Source organism: Sphingopyxis jiangsuensis (genome assembly GCF_016734905.1).
GTDB classification, from domain to species: Bacteria; Pseudomonadota; Alphaproteobacteria; order Sphingomonadales; family Sphingomonadaceae; genus Sphingopyxis; species Sphingopyxis jiangsuensis.
Map to the genome: position 1 here is coordinate 1,074,857 of NZ_JAERPO010000002.1, position 17,303 is coordinate 1,092,159.

A 17,303-nucleotide genomic window follows, 5' to 3' on the forward strand; every position below is an offset into this window, starting at 1 on the left:
GGGGGAGGCTTTGGAGGCCGCCCCCGATATAGGAAGAATGATTACATTTGCGAGACGCCGAAGCGCCCGCGCAAATTACCAGCGGAGTCTAACCTGCCCGCTGTTACCAGCGGTAGTGGCTGAAAGCGCGGTTGGCTTCCGCCATGCGGTGCGTGTCTTCGCGCTTCTTCACCGCGTTGCCGCGGTTGTTCGACGCATCAAGCAGCTCGCCCGAGAGGCGCGCGGCCATCGTCGTTTCGCTGCGGTTACGCGCGGCCGTGATCAGCCAGCGGATCGCGAGCGCCTGCGCGCGGTCCGGACGGACTTCGACGGGAACCTGATAGGTCGCACCGCCGACGCGGCGGCTGCGCACTTCGATGTTCGGGCGGATGTTCGCCAGCGCTTCGTGGAACACGCCGAGCGGTTCCTTCTTGGCGCGAGCTTCGACCGATTCGAGCGCACCGTAAACGATGCTTTCGGCGACGGACTTTTTCCCGTCGAGCATGACGCTGTTCATGAATTTCGACAGCACGACATCCCCGAAACGGGGATCGGGCAGGATTTCGCGGCGTTCGGGACGACGACGACGAGCCATAGGTAATTCCTTTTACAACAGCATCCCGGCGCAAGAGCGACCTCGGGATGATCAAATAGCCGAGGAGTGAATGGATCCCGGACGAAATCGCCTGAAGCGATTTTCCGGGACGACGTTCACTCCGTGAACGTCACTTCGGACGCTTCGCGCCGTACTTCGAACGGCTCTGCTTGCGGTCCTTCACACCCTGGGTGTCGAGCACGCCGCGCAGGACGTGGTAGCGCACGCCGGGAAGGTCGCGCACACGGCCGCCGCGGATGAGCACAACGCTGTGCTCCTGCAGGTTGTGGCCTTCGCCGGGGATGTAGGAGATGACCTCGCGCTGGTTGGTCAGGCGGACCTTGGCAACCTTGCGGAGCGCCGAGTTCGGCTTTTTCGGGGTCGTCGTATAGACACGGGTGCAAACGCCGCGCTTCTGCGGGTTCGCCTCCATCGCCGGGACCTTGGACTTCGCCTTCTGCGGCGTCCGGCCCTTGCGGACCAGCTGGTTGATCGTGGGCATGAATGCTTCACCTTTTTGTGTCCGCCCATCAGAGCGAACGGTTACTCTACCGCGGTGGATGAAGCTCCGGCGCATTGCAAAATGCACCGACCTGATAACAGCAAAAGACCCCGGCGGAATCATTTCATCCCCCGGAGGCTCCATCCGCGCCAGCAATGTTCAAGCGCTGTTGTGATCGAAACGGGCCGCAAAGCGTCCTTTTCCGAACGAGCGCGCCCCTAGACCCGATTCACCCCGCGGTCAAGGGCGAAGCGGCTTGCGAGGGGCGGTTGCGCCCGATAGCAGACAGGGATGCGCGCCGCCCGACATACCAGCTTTGCCCCGCTTGTCGGCCGCGATGCCCGCCTGCTGATCCTCGGCAGCCTTCCCGGTGCGCGGTCGCTGGCCGAGCGGCGCTATTATGCGCATCCGACGAACCAGTTCTGGCGGCTGGTCGGCGAGGTGATCGACCGGCCGGTCGCATCGCTGGACTATGAGGAAAGGCTGGCGGAACTACGCGCCGCAAAGGTCGGCCTGTGGGACGTGATCCGCAGCGCCGCTCGGCGCACAAGCAGCGATTCGGACATTCGCGCGGCCGAGGCGCATGATCTCGCCGACCTCATTGCCGGCCTGCCCGACCTCCGCATGATTGCGTTCAACGGCGGCAAGGCCGCTGCGATCTGGCGGCGGCAACTGCCGGTGCTGAACGGAATCGAGGTCGTCGACCTGCCGTCGAGCAGCGCCGCGAACACGAGCGGCTATGCCGCGAAGCTGGAGCGGTGGCGGGCGCTGCGCACCGCGGTGGCGGAGCGATAATTCTCGCTGCGGCCAAAATTTAGGGAAGCGGCCCGTCCGAAGGATGATGGACGGGCGGCGACGCCGCGCCACGCCCCCTCCCGTCAGCCCTGCGGGCCGCCTCCGCCCCACCGTTTCGCGGCGGGGCGGATCGTTTCCGTCAGTCGACGACCTCGCCGCGCGCCATCACGAAATCGACCGCCTTGAGCACGCGCACATCGGCGATCGGGTCGCCCGAAACGGCGATGATGTCGGCGCTCTTGCCCGGCGCGATCGTGCCGATCTCGTCGGCGAGGCCGAGCAGGTCGGCGGCGTTGACCGTCGCGGCCTTCAGCGCTTCGACCGGCGTCATGCCGTGCTGGACCATCAGTTCGAATTCGTCGGCGTTGCGGCCGTGCTTCGAGACGCCGGCGTCGGTGCCGAAGGCGATGCGCACACCGCGCGGGACAAGCTGTTCGAGGCTCTTGCCCGTGATCGAAATACGCCATTTGATCTTTTCGAGCACGTCGGGTTCATAGGCATTGGCATTGGCCGCGAGCCGTTCCTTGTAGCCGTTCACCGTCGACAGCGTCGGGACATAATAGGTTTTCGACTTCGCCCACAAAGCGATCGTTTCCTCGTCGAGAATCGTGCCATGCTCGATCGAATCGGCGCCCGCGGCAATCGCAAGACGGATGCCGTCGGCGCCATGCGCGTGCACCGCAACCTTGCGACCGAAGAGGCGCGCCGTATCGACGATCGCCTTTGCCTCGTCGTCGAACATCTGCTTGCCGAGCCCCGCGCCGATGCGGCTGTTGACCCCGCCGGTCGAGGCGAATTTGATGACGTCAGCGCCGCGCCCGATCTGGATGCGCACGACGCGGCGGCAATCGTCGGCGCCGTTGCAGGTGTTCGCCGCGCCTTCAAAAAATGGCCGCAGCTCGTCGCGATAGCCGAGCGCGCCATCCATGTGCCCGCTGGTGCCCGAGATCGATACGCCCGCGTCGACGATACGCGGACCGCGCACCTTGCCGGCCGCCACCGCATCGCGCAGCGCGAGCGTCGCCCCGTCGCCGTCGCCGAGGTTACGCACCGTGGTGAAGCCTGCGCGCAGCGTCTTCATGCCGTTGACCTCGGCATTGAAGGCCTGTGCCGCAGGTGAAAGCGTCACATCTTCGAGCTGTCCGGCCAGCCCACCCGCATCGCTCGTCAGATGGACGTGGCTGTCGATCAGGCCGGGGAGGACATATTTGTCCTTGAGGTCGACCAGCGTCGCGCCGGGGTCAGCAGGCTGGAAACCATCGCTGATTGCAACGATCCGTCCGCCCTCGACGACGATAGTCGACGGGCCGCGTACTTGCTTGCCCGGTTCGGCAAGAAGTTGGCCGGCATGGATAAAAGTCCGCGTCGGAGCCTGGGCAGCCGCCGAACCGGCCAGCGCCGCGCCCAACATTGCGAACGACATGATTGCGATTTTTCTCATCCGGAAACCTGTCCCCTGTATTTCGAACAGCGGACCTTAGAGCCGATCAGAAGCCGCGCGTAAAGCGGAGCGCTGCACCCTTGTCGTCGTCGATCGCGGCGATGTGTCCGGCGTCCTTGCGCCACCATGTGTTGACGATCAGTTCGCCACCGAGCAGCGACACCATGTAGCTCGCTTCGGCCACCAACTCGCGTCCAGTCGGGGCGAGGTTGAACGTACGGCGGCCCAGTTCGGCAGTGCCGCTGTCATAATCATAGGCGACGGGCAGATCGAGCTGCAGCCCGCCCCGCTCAACGCGGAGCGGCTGCGCCAAACGCAGCGCCGCACGATCGCCGCCACGGAACAGGTTCGCGCGCGCGACGTCGAACGAAAAGGCGTTCGACTGCAGCGCTCCGCCCGCGACCAACCCCCCGCGATCGGGACGCGTCCACATCTGGCGCCACGCGGCGGCGAGGCTCCATCCGCTGTCGAGATCGACCGCCAGGCGGGCGTCGCCGACAAGGCTCGTCGCGCCGCCGCTTCCAAAGACCGGCCCGAGCCGCGCGCCGAGCAGGCTGTCCGCTTCGCGCAGCCACGCGCCGCCCGCCGCGACCGAAACCGCGCCGATGCGGCCATCCCACGCTGCGCCCAGTCGCTGGTATCGTGCCTCGTGATGGTGCTGCAACCGGCCCAGCGGATCGTCCGCCCAGCGCCCTCCTCGCGACACCGACCCGTTTTCGGCGGTCAGGCTGAGATGCTGGCGCGCGCCGATCCGGCGGCGAAAAATCACGCCGACGTCAGGCGAGGATGCAAAGCCCAACCCTTCCTGCGCTGCATCGCCGATCAACATCGCAAGCCCGCTCTCTCCGCGCTCGCCGGCGAGCAGCCCACTCGTTCCGCGACCCGCCGCAAAACCGAAACGCGTGCGCGCATCGACGCGCGTGACGACCGATGCGGCGAGCGCGCGGGCGCGCGAGGCGTCGTGATAGGAAAGCCCCGCGAGCGGATCGTGCGCCGCCGATCCTGGCGACGTGACAAACGACAGCGCGAGCGCACGCGATGCCGCGCTTTGCTGTCGAACATGCCCGGCGATCGCCCCCGTCAATCTGAAATCGGGGCGGCGCTGGATGAGCGATTGGCCGAAATCGACGTTGAACGCGCGGCCGAATCCGTCGGTGACCAGCCCGACAGCGGTCCGGGGTCCGGCGGTGCCCGCATCGCCCATCGGTCCGCCGAGCGCACCGAGCGGCTCGTCGAGCGCCACCGCCGTTTCGGTGCCGGCCAGCGTCGTCGCCCCCATCGGTTGGAAGGCGCGCGCAATATCGAGGATGCCCTGACCGAAAACCGCGTCATCGCCCGCAGCGCCGACGTCGCGAGCCGACTGGTACAGAAGCTGGACGATCTGCTGGCCGGTGAGCGAGGGAAAAGCCTCGGCGAGAAGCGCGACGGCACCCGCCACCTGCGGCGCTGCAAAGCTTGTCCCGTTGAGCAGGAAGACAAAGGTACCGCCGGGCCCGGTTTCGGTCTTCAGCACGCCATTCTCATAGGCGCAGCAAACGCCCTCTCCCAGTGCCGCGAGATAGGAACCGGCATAGGTTCCCGCGCGGTTGCTGAAGGGAGAAATCGCGCCATCCTCGTCGACCGATCCGGCGATGATCACGAGGCCGCCCCCCGCATCGCGCAAGCCCTGCGCAAAGGGTTCGGGGTTGTTCGGATTGTTTCCGCCGGCGGTGTTGTCGCCCTCATTCCCTGCCGATGCGACCACGATGATCCCGGCAGCGGTCGCGCGGGAAATCGCCGCGCGCAACGTCGCCCCCGGCGCATCGGCCCCGCCGAGCGAGATATTGACCACGCGCGCGCCGGCGCTGACCGCTCGGTCGAGCCCGGCGGCGATCGCGGTTTCGGAAAAGCGGCAACCGCTTTCGTCGTTCGATGGGTCCTCGGTCGCACAGCTTCCCGGTCGATCGGCGCGCAGCACCAGAAGGCTCGCATTGAAGGCGATGCCCATGGTCCCGACCTCGTCCTTCGCGCCGAGCAGGATCTGGGCAACATTGGTTCCGTGGCTGCCCTCGCCATCGATACCGCGCGATCCGGCCAGATCTGCCGATTGCGGCGAAATGCGGCCCGCAAATTCGGGGCTGTCCTCGTCGATGCCGTCGTCGATCACGCCGGCCAATATGCCGCTTCCGGTAGCGCCGGACTGGTAGGCGGTGATCGCGCCGTGGAAGTTGACACCGTCCGAGCGGCGGACTTCGGCGGTGTTGAAATTGCCCGTGGGCGGCGGCGTAGGCGTCGGAGTTGCGACAGGCGTTGGGGTCGGAGCAGGTGAAACCGGCGGTGGCGGTGTAGGCGAGGGTCCGCCACCCCCGCCACCGCACCCCGACAGCGCCAGCGAAGCGGCGACGAGGGGAATGATCGGTAGCGCGCCATAGTTTCCGACGGTCCGGCGTCCGGCAGTTTCGGTCATGGCCATCCCCTTTTGCCGCAGCAGCTCTTCTTAGCGCAGCGGACGGACGCCATGCTACCCCCGCAAATATTGCCCGCCGGTAAAGGCCCGCGCCTTGCCGCATCACGCCTTCGCCCTTATGGCGCGCGACGCCATGACCGCTTCGCTCGCCCATATCGATTGCTGGATCTTCGATCTCGACAATACGCTCTATTCGCCGTCGGCGCGGCTTTTCGACCTGATCGACGAGCGGATGGGCGCTTTCATCATGCGCCTCCTCGACGTCGATGCCGCTGCGGCGCGCGCGGTCCAGAAACAATATTTTCACGACCATGGCACGACGATGGCAGGACTCATGCGCCATCATGGCGTCGATCCCGAAGATTTTCTGGTCGACGTCCACGCAATCGCGCTCGACCGCATTGCACCCGACGCACGGTTGCACACGGGACTTGCGCGCCTGCCCGGCCGACGGCTCGTCTTTACCAATGCCGATGCCGACTATGCCGCGCGCGTACTCGAGGCGCGCGGGATCGCCGATTTGTTCGACGGCATCTGCGACATTCGCGTGACGCGCTACACGCCCAAGCCCGATCCGGCCGCCTATGCCGCGATGGTCGATCATCTGGGAATCGACCCGGCGCGCAGCCTGTTCGTCGAGGACATGGCGCGCAATCTGACCCCCGCCAAAGCGCTGGGAATGACGACCGTGTGGCTGGACAATGGCAGCGAAAGCGGCCATCGCGACCACCTGCCCGAGCATGTGGATTTCCACGTGAACGACATCACCGACTGGCTCGAAACGCTGCCGCAACATTGGGGAAATCGATGAGCACCGACCTTCAGACGACGATCGACGCCGCGTGGGACGCGCGCGAAACGCTCGGCCTTTCGACGCAGGGGCCGGTGCGCGACGCGGTCGAAACAGCGCTGGCGGGACTTGACGACGGCAGCTTTCGCGTCGCCGAGCGCGGCGACGACGGCGCATGGCACGTCAACCAATGGCTCAAGAAGGCGGTGCTGCTGTCGTTCCGCCTCAACGACATGGAGATCATCGAGGGCGGCCCCGGCGGCGCGACCTGGTGGGACAAGGTGCCGTCGAAATTCGCCGGCTGGGGCGAGAACCGCTTTCGCGATGCGGGCTTTCGCGCGGTTCCGGGCGCGATCGTCCGCCGCGGCGCGCATATCGGCAAGGGCGCGGTGCTGATGCCGAGCTTCGTCAATATCGGCGCGCGCGTCGGCGAGGGAACGATGGTCGATACCTGGGCGACGGTCGGCAGCTGCGCGCAGATCGGCGCCAACGTCCATCTGTCGGGCGGCGCAGGAATCGGCGGCGTGCTCGAGCCGTTGCAGGCTGGCCCGGTCGTTATCGAGGATGGCGCCTTTATCGGCGCGCGCGCCGAAGTTGCCGAGGGCGTGATCGTGCGCGAGGGCGCGGTGCTGTCGATGGGCGTCTATCTTGGCGCTTCGACCAAGATCGTCGACCGCGCGACCGGCGAGGTTTTCATCGGCGAAGTCCCGCCCTTTGCGGTCGTCGTTCCCGGCGCGATGCCCGGCAAGCCGCTTCCCGACGGCTCGCCCGGCCCCTCGCTCTATTGCGCGGTGATCGTCAAACGCGTCGATGCCAAGACGCGCGCCAAAACCGGGATCAACGAACTGCTGCGCGATTGATGCGCGTCAGCGTTCGCTGAGATAATAGCGCTCGCGCGCTGCAAGGGCGTCGTCGAGTTCATAGACGATCGGCTGCCCCGTCGGGATTTCGAGGCCGGTGATTTCCTCGTCCGAAATGCCCGAGAGATGCTTGACGAGCGCGCGCAGGCTGTTGCCATGCGCCGAGATGAGCACGGTCTTTCCGGCCTTGAGCTGCGGCGCGATGGCTTCGTCATAATAGGGCAGGACGCGCGCGATCGTGTCTTTCAGGCTTTCGGTCGCCGGAATCGCGATGCCCGCATAGCGCGCGTCGGAAGACAGATCATAGGGCGACCCCGCCTCGAGCGGCGGCGGCGGAACGTCGAAGCTGCGGCGCCAGACATGGACCTGTTCATCGCCATGTTTCGCCGCGGTTTCAGCCTTGTCGAGCCCGGTCAGCCCGCCATAGTGACGCTCGTTGAGCCGCCAATCCTTGGTCACGGGAAGCCACAGCCGCCCCATCGCCTCGAGCGCGAGGTTCAGCGTCTTGATCGCGCGCGTCTGGACCGAGGTGAAGCAGTTATCGGGCGCGATCCCCTTTTCCTTCATCAACTCGCCCGCCGCCCAGGCTTCGGCCGCGCCCTTTTCGGTCACATCGACGTCCCACCAGCCGGTGAAACGGTTCTCGAGATTCCATTGCGACTGGCCGTGACGGATGAGGATGAGCTGCGGCATTTTCGGTCCTTCCAGAATGATCCGAGGCGATGATTCGCTGCGCCATAGCGCGCCTTTTCCGTAAGGGCCACCGCCCCCTTGAAATGGTATCCCGGGTTACCAAATCTGCACTGTCCGGTCGCCGCAACGGGGCCGGGCGGAGGCTGTCGCACAGCTCGTGCGGCAGCTCCATGACTTCGCTTTGAAAGGAAGGAATGACCCATGCGTAACAGCTTTGACTGGACCCCCTATCGCCGCTCGACCGTCGGTTTCGACCGGCTGTTCGATTTCCTCGAAAACAGCGGCTCGGCGGAAAATTACCCGCCCTTCGACATTGAAAAGATCGCCGACGACCATTTCCGCATCACCGTGGCGGTCGCGGGTTTCAAGTCCGACGAGATCGACCTGACCGCGCAGCAGAATATGCTGACCGTCAGCGGCCGGAAGGCTGCGCCGAAGGAGGGCGAAGAACGCCAGCTGCTTTACAGCGGCATCGCCACCCGTGCCTTTGAGCGCCGCTTCCAGCTTGCCGACTTCGTCCGCGTCGACAAGGCCGACCTTGCCGACGGGTTGCTGACCATCGACCTCGTCCGCGAAGTGCCCGAAGCGATGAAGCCGCACAAGATCGCGATCGGCGGCGGCAGCGCCACGCTCATCGAGGGCGACAAGAAGGCCGCCTGAATAGGCGCCTTGACAGGTCCGGGCGGCGACGCCCGGGCCTTTTCCTTAGGGTCAGGACCCTACAGCCTACGAGTCATGAAACGGCTGAACGGATCGGGCCGATAGTCGCCGAACGGCGGGCAATCGACAAAGCCGAACCGGCGATAGAGCGCGATCGCAGGGGCGAACGCCTCGCCCGATCCGGTTTCGAGGCTCAACCGCTCGAGCCCGCGCCGGCGCGCCTGTGTCAGGATATGCTCGAGCATGCGCGCGGCGACCCCCCTTCGAAGGTAGGATTCGGCGGTCCGCATCGACTTGATCTCGCCGTGACGCGCATCGAGCATCTTGAGCGCTCCGCACCCCGCCAGTTCGCCGCCGCAATGAATCGACCAGAAAGTCACGTCGGGCGCGTTCAGCCCGTCGAAGTCGAGGAAGTGGCAGCTTCCCGGCGGCGAATTGGCCAGCATGCCGGAAAAATGCACTTCGAGCAGCGCGCGGATCGCGGTGCCCGACAGATCGTCCTCGACAATCTGCCACAACGCCGCGTCCGCACCCGGCGTCACAGCATCTGATCCAGGGTCGCGAGGCACGCGTGCGCGAGCAGCTTCGACCGTTCGGGCGACCAGCCCTGTACGGGGTCGGGGAGGTCGCGGTTGTCCTTGAACGGCATCTCGATCGTCATCGACACCGCGCCGAAACGTTCGGCGAGCTGGGTCGTCGACATCGACAGATTGGCCTCGCCCGGTTTCGATTCGCCATACCCAAGTTCGGTCTGGAAATCAGGGCTGTTCGCGGCGAGCGCCTTTTCGAACGCCTTATATTTGTCGAGCTGGTCCGGCTGAAGCGAGGGAATGCCCTCGAACCCCGCAAGAAAGACGGCAGGAATCGCTTCGTCGCCATGGACGTCCATCGCCCAGTCGACGCCCGTTTCGTCCATCGCATTGCGTACGCACAGCACTTCGGGACTCTTCTCGGCGCTCGGCGTGTCCCATTCGCGGTTGAGGTTCACGCCCGCAAAGTTGGTGCGCAGATGGCCGCGGCGCGAGCCGTCGGGATTCATGTTGGGGACGATGTGGAAGCGGCACTTGCGCAACAGCGAACGCGCGTGCGGGTCGGCAGGATCGGTGAGCTTTTCGAGCGCGCCTTCCATCCACCATTCGGCCATGCTCTCGCCCGGATGCTGGCGCGCATAGAGCCATACCTGCGTATCGCCCGTCCCCATTTCAAGGCAGTCGATCGGCTGGCCTTCGAGGCTGGTTCCGAGGCACCGGTATGTGACGCCCTCGCATTCGGCGACCGAGGCGACAAGGTCGTGGTGGCGCTCCATCGAATAGGGCGCGAAATAGGCGATGTAGAGGATCTGGCTTTCTGCGGCATGGCGGATGGTGAGTGTGCCCGTCGCGGCATCATAGTCGGTGTCGAGGCGGAACCAATGTTCGCGATCGCTGCTCGCGCACGCGGCATAGCCCGGCCACCCGTCGGGATAGGCCGAATCGCCCAGGCCCGAAATGACGAACTCGAGCGGGTCGCCCACCGCGCAATTCACGCGGAAATGAAACCATTGGAAGAAATCGGATTCGCGATCCTTGCGGATGGAAAGTCGCGCACTGGTGCCGTCGATTCCGTCCACGACGATGTTGCCGCTGTCGAAGGCGGCGTTGATGCTGATGGTCATGGGACGCTGATAGTGCGTCCCGATTCGCCGGGGAAGTCCTTGAATAAGGCTTCGGCCAATTTTGCGGCCGCGAGCGACGGCTGTGCCGCGGGTGCCTTGACCGGGACCGCAGTCAGCGCGCGGCCTTCCCACAACGCCTGCCCGCTCGCCGCATCGTCGATGCGGACCGAAAGCTGCAGGTCGAGCATCTTGCGCGGACCGCCGCCCAGATTGATTCCGACCCCGACACCGACCCCCGAGCCATAGCTGCCGGTCGATCCGCCGACCCCGACCGACACCGGCGAGCGCCGTCCCTGCGGTGCCGGTTCGGCGCGATCGAACCCGATGCGCACCTTGAGCGGCGCGGACGCACCGGCACCCGCAGCGACCAGCCCCTGCAGCTGCAATTGCTGTTCGACAGCGGCGCGGTAACTGGTCCATTCGAGCGACGGTGGAGTGTCCGCTTCGGGTGCCAGCGCTGCGCCAAGCGGCGCCGGATCGACGACATAGCGCGTCCCCGGCGCCCAGCCGGTCGGCGCATTGTCGTGAAAGCGGGTGACTTCGACGGGCGGCACAGCCGTGGCGCAGCCGCCGAGCGCGAGCGACGCTGCGAGAAGCAGCGCAGCGGAGGAATGACGCATCATTCCCGCATCATGCGCCACAACAAATGGCTTGGCAATGAACGGCGTGCGGGGTCGCGCCCCGCACGCCGGCGCATCACCGATAAAAAATATGATTGTCGATCTGCGCGATTCGCGTCTTGCCCCAGTTCGGCGAGACGTAGCGTGCGTGGAAATAGAGCGCGCCGGGCGCACGGTTCTTCCAACGGTCGTCGCGGGCAATCTGCGCAATCGCGATGGCATTGTCCCACTGGCGGCCCTCGCGGACCTTCGGCATCTTGCCGCCGCGAACAAAGCTGAACTGGTGCTTCTGGTGGACGACGCCGCACAGGCTCTTCGGGAAACGGCCCGAATTGGCGCGGTTGATCACGACATGCGCGACCGCCAGCTGGCCGGCGAGCGATTCGCCGCGCGATTCGAAATAGACGGCGCCGGCAAGACAGCGCAGTTCGGCGTCGAGCTTGGCCGGCCGCGGCGTCGCGGCAACGAGCTCGGCAAGCGAAGCCGCGGTTAATTCCTCGACTTCGGGCTCGACGATGCTGTCTTCGACGATTTGTTCGATGGCATCGACCGGCGCAGCGGGCTCGGTCGGCAGATCCGCCGTTTCGGCCGCAACCGGCGCGTCGGCGCCGGGCAGGCTGAAGGCGGGAAGATTGGCGTCGGCGCCAAGGTCGCTGGCGAAGCCGGGTTCGGCCAGCACCAACATGGTTGCAGCAGTCATGCCGACAGCAGCCACGCTGGCCACGTTCAAAATACGACTCATCTTGTCCGTCAAAAGGGCGGCTGATGGACCGAAACTTCAATAACAGGCGGGGGGCTATGGCCCTATGGCACCTGCGGTCATCATCCGACTGCGTGTCCGAACCGTTTTACCGAATTGTCCGGACAAGCCGGGAACCCGCGGAACGACCTACGCGTTACATCGTGCGGGCCACCTATTGTGCGGCGCAGCAAAGTCAAGTTAACGCACCCCATTGCGCGACGAGCCGTGGCGCATCTGCGATATCCAGTTCGACGATCCAGAGGTCGGGATCGGCCTTTAGCCGCCGCCGGCAATAGTTTTCCCGCGATTCAGCATCTTCGGACGCATCCGGTCCGACCGCTTCCCAGACATGGCCTCCGGCAAGCGAAAAGCGCCTTTCGAGGAGCGGTCCGGCTTCGCCGCGCTCGCTGCACTGGACCAATATCGACCCAGCGCGCTCGTCGCCGCGAGCAAGGATGGCAGCAAATCCGCCCGCCGCCTGCGTCTCGCGCAGCAGCAGGTCGACGAGGAAGCGGCTGGTCAGCCGCGCCATCTGCCGACCACGGCGGCGTCAGGCCGCGTCACGCGTTTCGGTATCGGCGAGCAGCGCATAGAGCGCTTCGTCATTCTTCGCACCGCGCAAACGGTCGGCCATCGCATCGTCGCGGAGCATGCGCGACACGCCTGCGAGCGCCTTCAGATGATCGGCACCGGCATCGAGCGGCGAGAGCAGCACGAAGAGCAGATCGACCGGAAGGCCGTCGACCGAATTGAAATCGATCGGACGCGCCAGCTGCAGGAAAAGTCCGCGCACCCCCGTCAGGTCTGCCATTTTGGCATGCGGAAGCGCGATGCCGCGTCCGAATCCGGTCGAACCCAGACGCTCGCGCTCGAGCAGCGCTTCGCTGACTTCGCCGGCGTCGAGGCCGAGCGATCGCGCAACCAGATCGCCGACGAAAGGAAAGAGCGCCTTTTTCGAATCGAGCTGCACATGTGCGCGCACGGTCGCGGGATAAAGTAGGGAAGAAAGGTTCATTGTTCTGGTCAAATCTGTTTCACGCCGGGCATGCTGCCAGGCTTGTCACGATCGCTAATGGTCGCAGGATCGTACCGGGCCCACCAACCGGCACAGGGCATTGTTGGGCGCGGCCCTTAGTCCGGTTGGCAGAGAAAATCCACCCCCTATCGCGGTTCGACCCAGCCGATGGTGCCGTCGTCGCGGCGATAGACCATATTGTGCGACCCGGTCTTGCTGTTGACGAACAGCAGCGCATTGGTGTTGCGCAGGTCGAGCATCATCACCGCGTCGGACACGCTGCTCGTCGGAATATCGACGCGCGTTTCAGCGATGATCGCGGGGGCATCGCCCGCATCTTCGTCGCCGCCGCCGTCAAAGACGATATAGCTCGCATTATCTTCGATCTCTTCGACCGACGGGCTTGGCGTTCCGCCACTGCTGTTTCGATCCTTGAGTCGGCGCATGTAACGTCGAAGCTGCTTTTCGATGCGATCGGCCGCCCCTTCGAAGGCGACATGCGCGTCCTGTGCCTGTCCGTGCCCCTTGAGGACGAGACCCTGCATCACATGCGCGACGATGTCGCACTGGAAACTGTCGTGCGGCCCCTTTCCGAAGGTCGCGTGCGCGCCGATCGCGCGGGAGAAATATTTGTCGGCAATCGCGTTCATCCGGTCCGACACATGCGCCTGAAGCGCTTCGCCGGTTTCGATCTGGTGTCCAGAGACGCGGATTTCCATTTTTCTTCTCCTTCCAGGGTCTCAGCGGCGGCGGCGCGGGGCCGTCGTCACGGGCTATCGTGCCAAAGCGGCTGATTCAGCGCGGCGACGAATTCTGAATGGCGGGCAAGTTCGGCGGCGCTCGCGGCATGCGGGCGCGGTTCGCGGAACGGGCGCGCCGGTTCGGCCGGACGCGGCGCCGCCGCAACCGCGGCTCGCTGCGGCCCGCCCGCCTGTGCTGCAAGCCCGAGCCCGATCTGCCGCCCGCCGGTCATCTCGATATAGAGATGCGCGAGCAGCTCGGCGTCGAGCAAGGCGCCATGTTTGACACGGTGGCTGCGGTCGATGCCATAGCGGGTGCACAGCGCATCGAGGCTGTGTTTCGCACCCGGGTGAAGCTTTCGCGCCATCTGGACGGTGCAGCACATGCGCGTCATGTCGAGGGCAGGTCGGCCCGCGCGGGCGAGTTCGGCGTTGACGAAGCCAAAGTCGAACGCCGCATTGTGCGCGACCATCGGCGCGTCACCCAGAAATTCGAGAAGATCGTCGACCTTTGCTGCGAACAGCGGCTTGTCCGACAGGAACTGGATCGACAGGCCGTGCACTGCCTCTGCCTCGGCGGGCATGTCGCGTTCGGGATGGAAATAGGCGTGGAATGTGCGCCCCGATTCGCGCCGGTCGATCAGTTCGATACAACCGATTTCTACAAGCCGGTGCCCGGCCCTTGGGTCGAGTCCTGTCGTTTCGGTATCGAAGATGATCTCACGCATCGGAAATGCCAATATTGACCTTAACGGGACCGGAAACAAGAGGCGATACGCCGGATTTCGCGATGCGTTTCTCTTTTCGGACGGGCCGTCTCGATAATGAAATCGGCGCGCGCGCGTTTGACGCGGTCGGGCACTTGCAGATGGCGGATTGCCTTCAGCTTGGCATAGGTCATTCCGGGCCGCCGCATCACCCGTTTCGTCTGGACCCAGGCCGGCGCCGAGACGACGGCAATCGCCCCGACCTTGCGCCAACCGCCGCGTTCGAAAAGCAAGGGGATGTCGAGAATGACCACGTCGCGTGCGCGGTTACGCATCAGAAATTCGCGCTGCGCCCTGGCCACGGCAGGATGCACAATCGCCTCGAGCGCCGCCAGTTCGTGCGTGTTTCCGAGCACCAGCGCACCGAGCTTTTGACGGTCGACCCCGTCGGGCCCGGTGGTGCCCGGAAAGCGTGCCTCGATCGCCGGAACCAGCGCCCCGCCACGCGCCTGGAGGCGGTGCACCTCGGCATCGGCGTCGAACACCGGAACGCCCTCGCGCTCGAACATCTGCGCCGCGGTCGATTTGCCCATCCCGATCGAACCCGTAAGCCCGATGACAAAAGGACGGCGCAGCGGCCGGTGCGGGCGCTTCGAAAACTTCACCCGACGAGCAGTGCCCGCAGTTCGTCGTCGTGCCCTTCGGGCGGCGCAGACCCGAAAAACAGTTCGAAAGCCAGCGCAGCCTGACCGATCAACATGTCGAGTCCGTCGACGGTATCGAGTCCGTGTGCCTCGGCCGCCCGGAGCAAGCCCGTCTGGAGCGGCGAATAGACAAGATCATAAACGATCGCGTCCTCCGGGAGCGGCGAAAGGTCGAGATCGAGCGGCGGCTGTCCGTTCATGCCGAGGCTGCTTGCGTTGACAAGCAGCGCGGCGGGGGGAAGCACCGTGTCGAGCGCACAGACTTCGCCCCTGAGGCCGAAGGTCGCAAGCAAACCCATCGCCTTGAGCGGCGAGCGGTTGAGGATGGTAACGTGACCAACGTCGGCGCGCGCAAGCGCGAACAGCACCGCCCGCGCGGCGCCGCCCGCGCCAACGACGACGACGGGCGCGCCAGCAAGTTCGACTTCCGAAAGCGGCGCAAAAAAGCCCGCGGCATCGGTGTTGGTGCCGACAAGGCGCCCGTCGGGCTGGCGCACCACCGTGTTCATCGCGCCGATCGTCGCCCGCACATCGCCGGGATCGTCGACAAGATCCATCACGGCGCCCTTGTGCGGCATCGTCACATTGCAACCGCGCCAGTCGGGGTCGTTGCGGCGCTCGTCAACATAGGCCGCAAGTCCCTCCGCAAGGACGTGTGCGCGGCGATAGTCGCCAGAAAGTCCCAGCTTCTCCAGCCAGAAGCCGTGAATCAGCGGCGATTTCGATTGCGCGATCGGGTCGCCGATCACCTCGGCATAGGGCAGGTTTTGCGTCATGCCGGTGCCATTCCGGTCGCGCGCAACCACGCCAGCAACGGCAGCATCGGCATTCCGACGATAGTCCAGGGGTCGCCTTCGACCCGGTCGAACAATTGCACGCCCGCCCCCTCGATTTCATAACATCCGACGGTCCTGCGGATGCTGTCCCAATGGCGCGCGACATAGTCGGCGATGAAGGCGTCCGACAAGGGGCGCATCCAAAGTTTGGCCTCGCCGATCGCGCGCCAGACTGGACCCCCATCGCGCGCGGCGACGACCGCGCTGAACAGACGGTGGCGCCGCCCCGCCATGCGCCCAAGCTGCGCCATCGCCTCGTCGCGATCAGCGGGCTTGGTGAGCATCGTACCGTCGTCGAGCGCCAGCGTCGAATCGGCGCCGAGCACCGTAACGCCGGGGACGCGCGAGGAAATCTTGATCGCCTTTGCTTCGGCGAGCGCGTCAGCGATGTTGCGCGCACTTTGCCCCGTCGCCGCGAGCGACGCGGTGAGCGCGTCCTCGTCGATGTGCGCCGCGGTCGTTTCGAAAACCAGACCGGCCGCGCGCAGCATCGCCGCGCGTCCGCTGCTTTGCGAGGCGAGAAGCAGCTGGGTCATGCCGCGCCGGCCGCGCGGTCGTCGACAAGCTTGATGACCGCGGCGGCGGTTTCCTCGATCGAGCGCCGTGTCACATCGATAACCGGCCAGTCATTGTCGGCAAAGATACGGCGCGCAAAGGCGATCTCCGCCTTGACGCGTTCGTCGTCGACATAGGCGGTTTCAGGCGCCTGATTGAGCGACAGGAGGCGATTGCGACGCACCTGGACAAGCCGGTCCAGGCTCGTCGTCAACCCGACGACGAGCGGGCGCCGGAGGTGGTACAGACAGTCGGGCGGCGGCGATTCGGGGACGATCGGGATGTTTGCCGTCTTGTACCCGCGATTGGCGAGATAGATGCTCGTCGGCGTTTTCGACGTGCGCGACACGCCAGCGAGGACAATATCGGCCTGTTCCCAATTCTCCCAACCGATACCGTCGTCGTGCGCGACGGTGAACTGGATCGCCTCGACGCGGGCGAAATAGGCGGCATCGAGCGCGTGCTGGCGCCCGGGCCGCGCCTTGGCCTCCTGACCCAGCATGCGCGACAACGCATCGGTGACGGCGTCGAGCGCGGCTACGGTCGGCAGATCAAGCGCCGTTGCGCGGCGTTCGAGGCTCGCGCGCAGCTCGCCGTTGACGAGGGTGAAGAGGATCATCCCGGGGCTAGCCTGCACTTCGGCCATGATCCGGTCGAGATGCGATTCCGATCGCACCATCGGCCAGAAATGGCGCACGACCTCGACATCGTCGAACTGCGCGATGGCCGCCTTTGCGATATTTTCGAGCGTCTCGCCCGTGGAATCGGATATGAGGTGCAGATGAAGGCGGCTCATCGCCGCACCATGGCGCTCAGGCGTTGAAAAAGGCAAGTAGCGAACCGCAAACGGTGCCTGTGGATAATTTTCGGCATAAGTGCAGGGAGCATTTCGGGGGTAAATTTCCATCCCGCGACGCGTCGATTCGATCCGCATCTTGTCCACATGGGACGAATCTTATCCACAGGCTG

Annotated in this window: 21 protein-coding genes; 4 read left to right on the forward strand and 17 right to left on the reverse strand. The window is 65.3% G+C overall.

The window, feature by feature from the left end:
• Positions 1 to 103 precede the first annotated feature (103 nt).
• Together rpsG and rpsL are read right to left on the reverse strand one after the other, a co-directional pair.
• Complete coding sequence (rpsG, locus tag JI743_RS11850; RefSeq protein WP_033074359.1) at positions 104 to 574, reverse strand: 30S ribosomal protein S7; 471 nt, start codon at positions 572 to 574, stop codon at positions 104 to 106.
• Positions 575 to 704: 130 nt separating this feature from the next.
• Positions 705 to 1,076 (reverse strand): 30S ribosomal protein S12, encoded by a 372-nt coding sequence (rpsL, locus tag JI743_RS11855; RefSeq protein ID WP_067108793.1) that lies wholly within the window; start codon positions 1,074 to 1,076, stop codon positions 705 to 707.
• 291 nt (positions 1,077 to 1,367) lie between these two features.
• Here rpsL and JI743_RS11860 point away from each other — a divergent pair, with 291 nt between their 5' ends.
• A complete protein-coding gene (locus tag JI743_RS11860) occupies positions 1,368 to 1,871 on the forward strand; it encodes a DNA-deoxyinosine glycosylase (protein ID WP_201928500.1) in 504 nt (167 codons plus the stop codon).
• Between the two features lie 139 nt (positions 1,872 to 2,010).
• Here the strand turns inward: JI743_RS11860 and JI743_RS11865 are convergent, their stop codons facing one another.
• A complete protein-coding gene (locus tag JI743_RS11865; RefSeq protein ID WP_201928501.1) occupies positions 2,011 to 3,312 on the reverse strand; it encodes an amidohydrolase family protein in 1,302 nt (433 codons plus the stop codon).
• A 46-nt stretch (positions 3,313 to 3,358) separates the two neighbouring features.
• The gene (locus JI743_RS11870; RefSeq protein ID WP_201928502.1) at positions 3,359 to 5,758 is read right to left on the reverse strand and encodes a S8 family peptidase; all 2,400 of its coding nucleotides are present in this window, start codon (positions 5,756 to 5,758) and stop codon (positions 3,359 to 3,361) included.
• A 133-nt stretch (positions 5,759 to 5,891) separates the two neighbouring features.
• Between JI743_RS11870 and JI743_RS11875 the strand changes: the two genes are divergently transcribed.
• Both JI743_RS11875 and dapD read left to right on the forward strand, forming a co-directional pair.
• Positions 5,892 to 6,569 carry a pyrimidine 5'-nucleotidase gene (locus JI743_RS11875; RefSeq protein WP_201928503.1) on the forward strand — a complete coding sequence of 226 codons (678 nt, stop codon included), beginning with the start codon at positions 5,892 to 5,894 and terminating at the stop codon, positions 6,567 to 6,569.
• Positions 6,566 to 7,408: a 2,3,4,5-tetrahydropyridine-2,6-dicarboxylate N-succinyltransferase gene (gene dapD / locus JI743_RS11880; RefSeq protein ID WP_201928504.1), complete on the forward strand. Its 843-nt coding sequence runs from the start codon at positions 6,566 to 6,568 to the stop codon at positions 7,406 to 7,408. Before JI743_RS11875 ends, dapD begins: the two co-directional genes overlap by 4 nt.
• Before the next feature lie 6 nt (positions 7,409 to 7,414).
• Here the strand turns inward: dapD and gpmA are convergent, their stop codons facing one another.
• A complete protein-coding gene (gene gpmA, locus JI743_RS11885) occupies positions 7,415 to 8,101 on the reverse strand; it encodes a 2,3-diphosphoglycerate-dependent phosphoglycerate mutase (RefSeq protein WP_201928505.1) in 687 nt (228 codons plus the stop codon).
• A 201-nt stretch (positions 8,102 to 8,302) separates the two neighbouring features.
• Between gpmA and JI743_RS11890 the strand changes: the two genes are divergently transcribed.
• A complete protein-coding gene (locus JI743_RS11890) occupies positions 8,303 to 8,761 on the forward strand; it encodes an Hsp20 family protein (RefSeq protein WP_201928506.1) in 459 nt (152 codons plus the stop codon).
• 59 nt (positions 8,762 to 8,820) lie between these two features.
• Here JI743_RS11890 and JI743_RS11895 read toward each other — a convergent pair whose 3' ends face one another.
• The 12 genes from JI743_RS11895 to JI743_RS11950 form a co-directional block, all read right to left on the reverse strand.
• The gene (locus JI743_RS11895; RefSeq protein ID WP_227340091.1) at positions 8,821 to 9,303 is read right to left on the reverse strand and encodes a GNAT family N-acetyltransferase; all 483 of its coding nucleotides are present in this window, start codon (positions 9,301 to 9,303) and stop codon (positions 8,821 to 8,823) included.
• On the reverse strand, positions 9,300 to 10,415 hold the full coding sequence (locus JI743_RS11900) for a M14 family metallopeptidase (RefSeq protein ID WP_201928507.1): 1,116 nt from the start codon (positions 10,413 to 10,415) through the stop codon (positions 9,300 to 9,302). Before JI743_RS11900 ends, JI743_RS11895 begins: the two co-directional genes overlap by 4 nt.
• A complete protein-coding gene (locus JI743_RS11905) occupies positions 10,412 to 11,038 on the reverse strand; it encodes a DUF4136 domain-containing protein (RefSeq protein WP_201928508.1) in 627 nt (208 codons plus the stop codon). The genes JI743_RS11900 and JI743_RS11905 overlap by 4 nt, the downstream gene beginning before the upstream one ends.
• Before the next feature lie 73 nt (positions 11,039 to 11,111).
• On the reverse strand, positions 11,112 to 11,735 hold the full coding sequence (locus JI743_RS11910; RefSeq protein WP_236659876.1) for a cell wall hydrolase: 624 nt from the start codon (positions 11,733 to 11,735) through the stop codon (positions 11,112 to 11,114).
• Between the two features lie 235 nt (positions 11,736 to 11,970).
• Positions 11,971 to 12,309, reverse strand: coding sequence for a DUF1491 family protein (locus JI743_RS11915; protein WP_201928510.1), 339 nt, complete (start codon positions 12,307 to 12,309; stop codon positions 11,971 to 11,973).
• An 18-nt stretch (positions 12,310 to 12,327) separates the two neighbouring features.
• The gene (locus tag JI743_RS11920; RefSeq protein ID WP_201928511.1) at positions 12,328 to 12,792 is read right to left on the reverse strand and encodes a PTS sugar transporter subunit IIA; all 465 of its coding nucleotides are present in this window, start codon (positions 12,790 to 12,792) and stop codon (positions 12,328 to 12,330) included.
• Positions 12,793 to 12,938: 146 nt separating this feature from the next.
• Positions 12,939 to 13,511 carry a ribosome hibernation-promoting factor, HPF/YfiA family gene (gene hpf / locus JI743_RS11925; RefSeq protein ID WP_201928512.1) on the reverse strand — a complete coding sequence of 191 codons (573 nt, stop codon included), beginning with the start codon at positions 13,509 to 13,511 and terminating at the stop codon, positions 12,939 to 12,941.
• Between the two features lie 47 nt (positions 13,512 to 13,558).
• Positions 13,559 to 14,260, reverse strand: a complete 702-nt coding sequence (gene dnaQ, locus JI743_RS11930) for a DNA polymerase III subunit epsilon (RefSeq protein WP_201928513.1) — start codon at positions 14,258 to 14,260, stop codon at positions 13,559 to 13,561.
• Positions 14,261 to 14,280: 20 nt separating this feature from the next.
• Positions 14,281 to 14,904 carry a dephospho-CoA kinase gene (gene coaE, locus JI743_RS11935; RefSeq protein WP_201928514.1) on the reverse strand — a complete coding sequence of 208 codons (624 nt, stop codon included), beginning with the start codon at positions 14,902 to 14,904 and terminating at the stop codon, positions 14,281 to 14,283.
• The gene (aroE, locus tag JI743_RS11940; protein WP_201928515.1) at positions 14,901 to 15,719 is read right to left on the reverse strand and encodes a shikimate dehydrogenase; all 819 of its coding nucleotides are present in this window, start codon (positions 15,717 to 15,719) and stop codon (positions 14,901 to 14,903) included. Before aroE ends, coaE begins: the two co-directional genes overlap by 4 nt.
• Positions 15,716 to 16,315, reverse strand: a complete 600-nt coding sequence (locus JI743_RS11945) for a Maf family protein (RefSeq protein WP_201928516.1) — start codon at positions 16,313 to 16,315, stop codon at positions 15,716 to 15,718. Before JI743_RS11945 ends, aroE begins: the two co-directional genes overlap by 4 nt.
• Entirely contained in the window at positions 16,312 to 17,130 is an 819-nt protein-coding gene (locus JI743_RS11950) for a pyruvate, water dikinase regulatory protein (protein WP_201928517.1), read from the reverse strand. The genes JI743_RS11945 and JI743_RS11950 overlap by 4 nt, the downstream gene beginning before the upstream one ends.
• Positions 17,131 to 17,303: the final 173 nt, after the last annotated feature.

Coding starts and splice junctions, on each gene's coding strand:
- rpsG (WP_033074359.1), bottom strand. CDS start 574: ATGGCTCGTCGTCGTCGTCCCGAACGCCGCGAAATCCTGCCCGATCCC.
- rpsL (WP_067108793.1), bottom strand. CDS start 1,076: ATGCCCACGATCAACCAGCTGGTCCGCAAGGGCCGGACGCCGCAGAAG.
- JI743_RS11860 (WP_201928500.1), top strand. CDS start 1,368: ATGCGCGCCGCCCGACATACCAGCTTTGCCCCGCTTGTCGGCCGCGAT.
- JI743_RS11865 (WP_201928501.1), bottom strand. CDS start 3,312: ATGAGAAAAATCGCAATCATGTCGTTCGCAATGTTGGGCGCGGCGCTG.
- JI743_RS11870 (WP_201928502.1), bottom strand. CDS start 5,758: ATGACCGAAACTGCCGGACGCCGGACCGTCGGAAACTATGGCGCGCTA.
- JI743_RS11875 (WP_201928503.1), top strand. CDS start 5,892: ATGACCGCTTCGCTCGCCCATATCGATTGCTGGATCTTCGATCTCGAC.
- dapD (WP_201928504.1), top strand. CDS start 6,566: ATGAGCACCGACCTTCAGACGACGATCGACGCCGCGTGGGACGCGCGC.
- gpmA (WP_201928505.1), bottom strand. CDS start 8,101: ATGCCGCAGCTCATCCTCATCCGTCACGGCCAGTCGCAATGGAATCTC.
- JI743_RS11890 (WP_201928506.1), top strand. CDS start 8,303: ATGCGTAACAGCTTTGACTGGACCCCCTATCGCCGCTCGACCGTCGGT.
- JI743_RS11900 (WP_201928507.1), bottom strand. CDS start 10,415: ATGACCATCAGCATCAACGCCGCCTTCGACAGCGGCAACATCGTCGTG.
- JI743_RS11905 (WP_201928508.1), bottom strand. CDS start 11,038: ATGATGCGTCATTCCTCCGCTGCGCTGCTTCTCGCAGCGTCGCTCGCG.
- JI743_RS11910 (WP_236659876.1), bottom strand. CDS start 11,735: ATGACTGCTGCAACCATGTTGGTGCTGGCCGAACCCGGCTTCGCCAGC.
- JI743_RS11915 (WP_201928510.1), bottom strand. CDS start 12,309: ATGGCGCGGCTGACCAGCCGCTTCCTCGTCGACCTGCTGCTGCGCGAG.
- JI743_RS11920 (WP_201928511.1), bottom strand. CDS start 12,792: ATGAACCTTTCTTCCCTACTTTATCCCGCGACCGTGCGCGCACATGTG.
- hpf (WP_201928512.1), bottom strand. CDS start 13,511: ATGGAAATCCGCGTCTCTGGACACCAGATCGAAACCGGCGAAGCGCTT.
- dnaQ (WP_201928513.1), bottom strand. CDS start 14,260: ATGCGTGAGATCATCTTCGATACCGAAACGACAGGACTCGACCCAAGG.
- aroE (WP_201928515.1), bottom strand. CDS start 15,719: ATGACGCAAAACCTGCCCTATGCCGAGGTGATCGGCGACCCGATCGCG.
- JI743_RS11945 (WP_201928516.1), bottom strand. CDS start 16,315: ATGACCCAGCTGCTTCTCGCCTCGCAAAGCAGCGGACGCGCGGCGATG.
- JI743_RS11950 (WP_201928517.1), bottom strand. CDS start 17,130: ATGAGCCGCCTTCATCTGCACCTCATATCCGATTCCACGGGCGAGACG.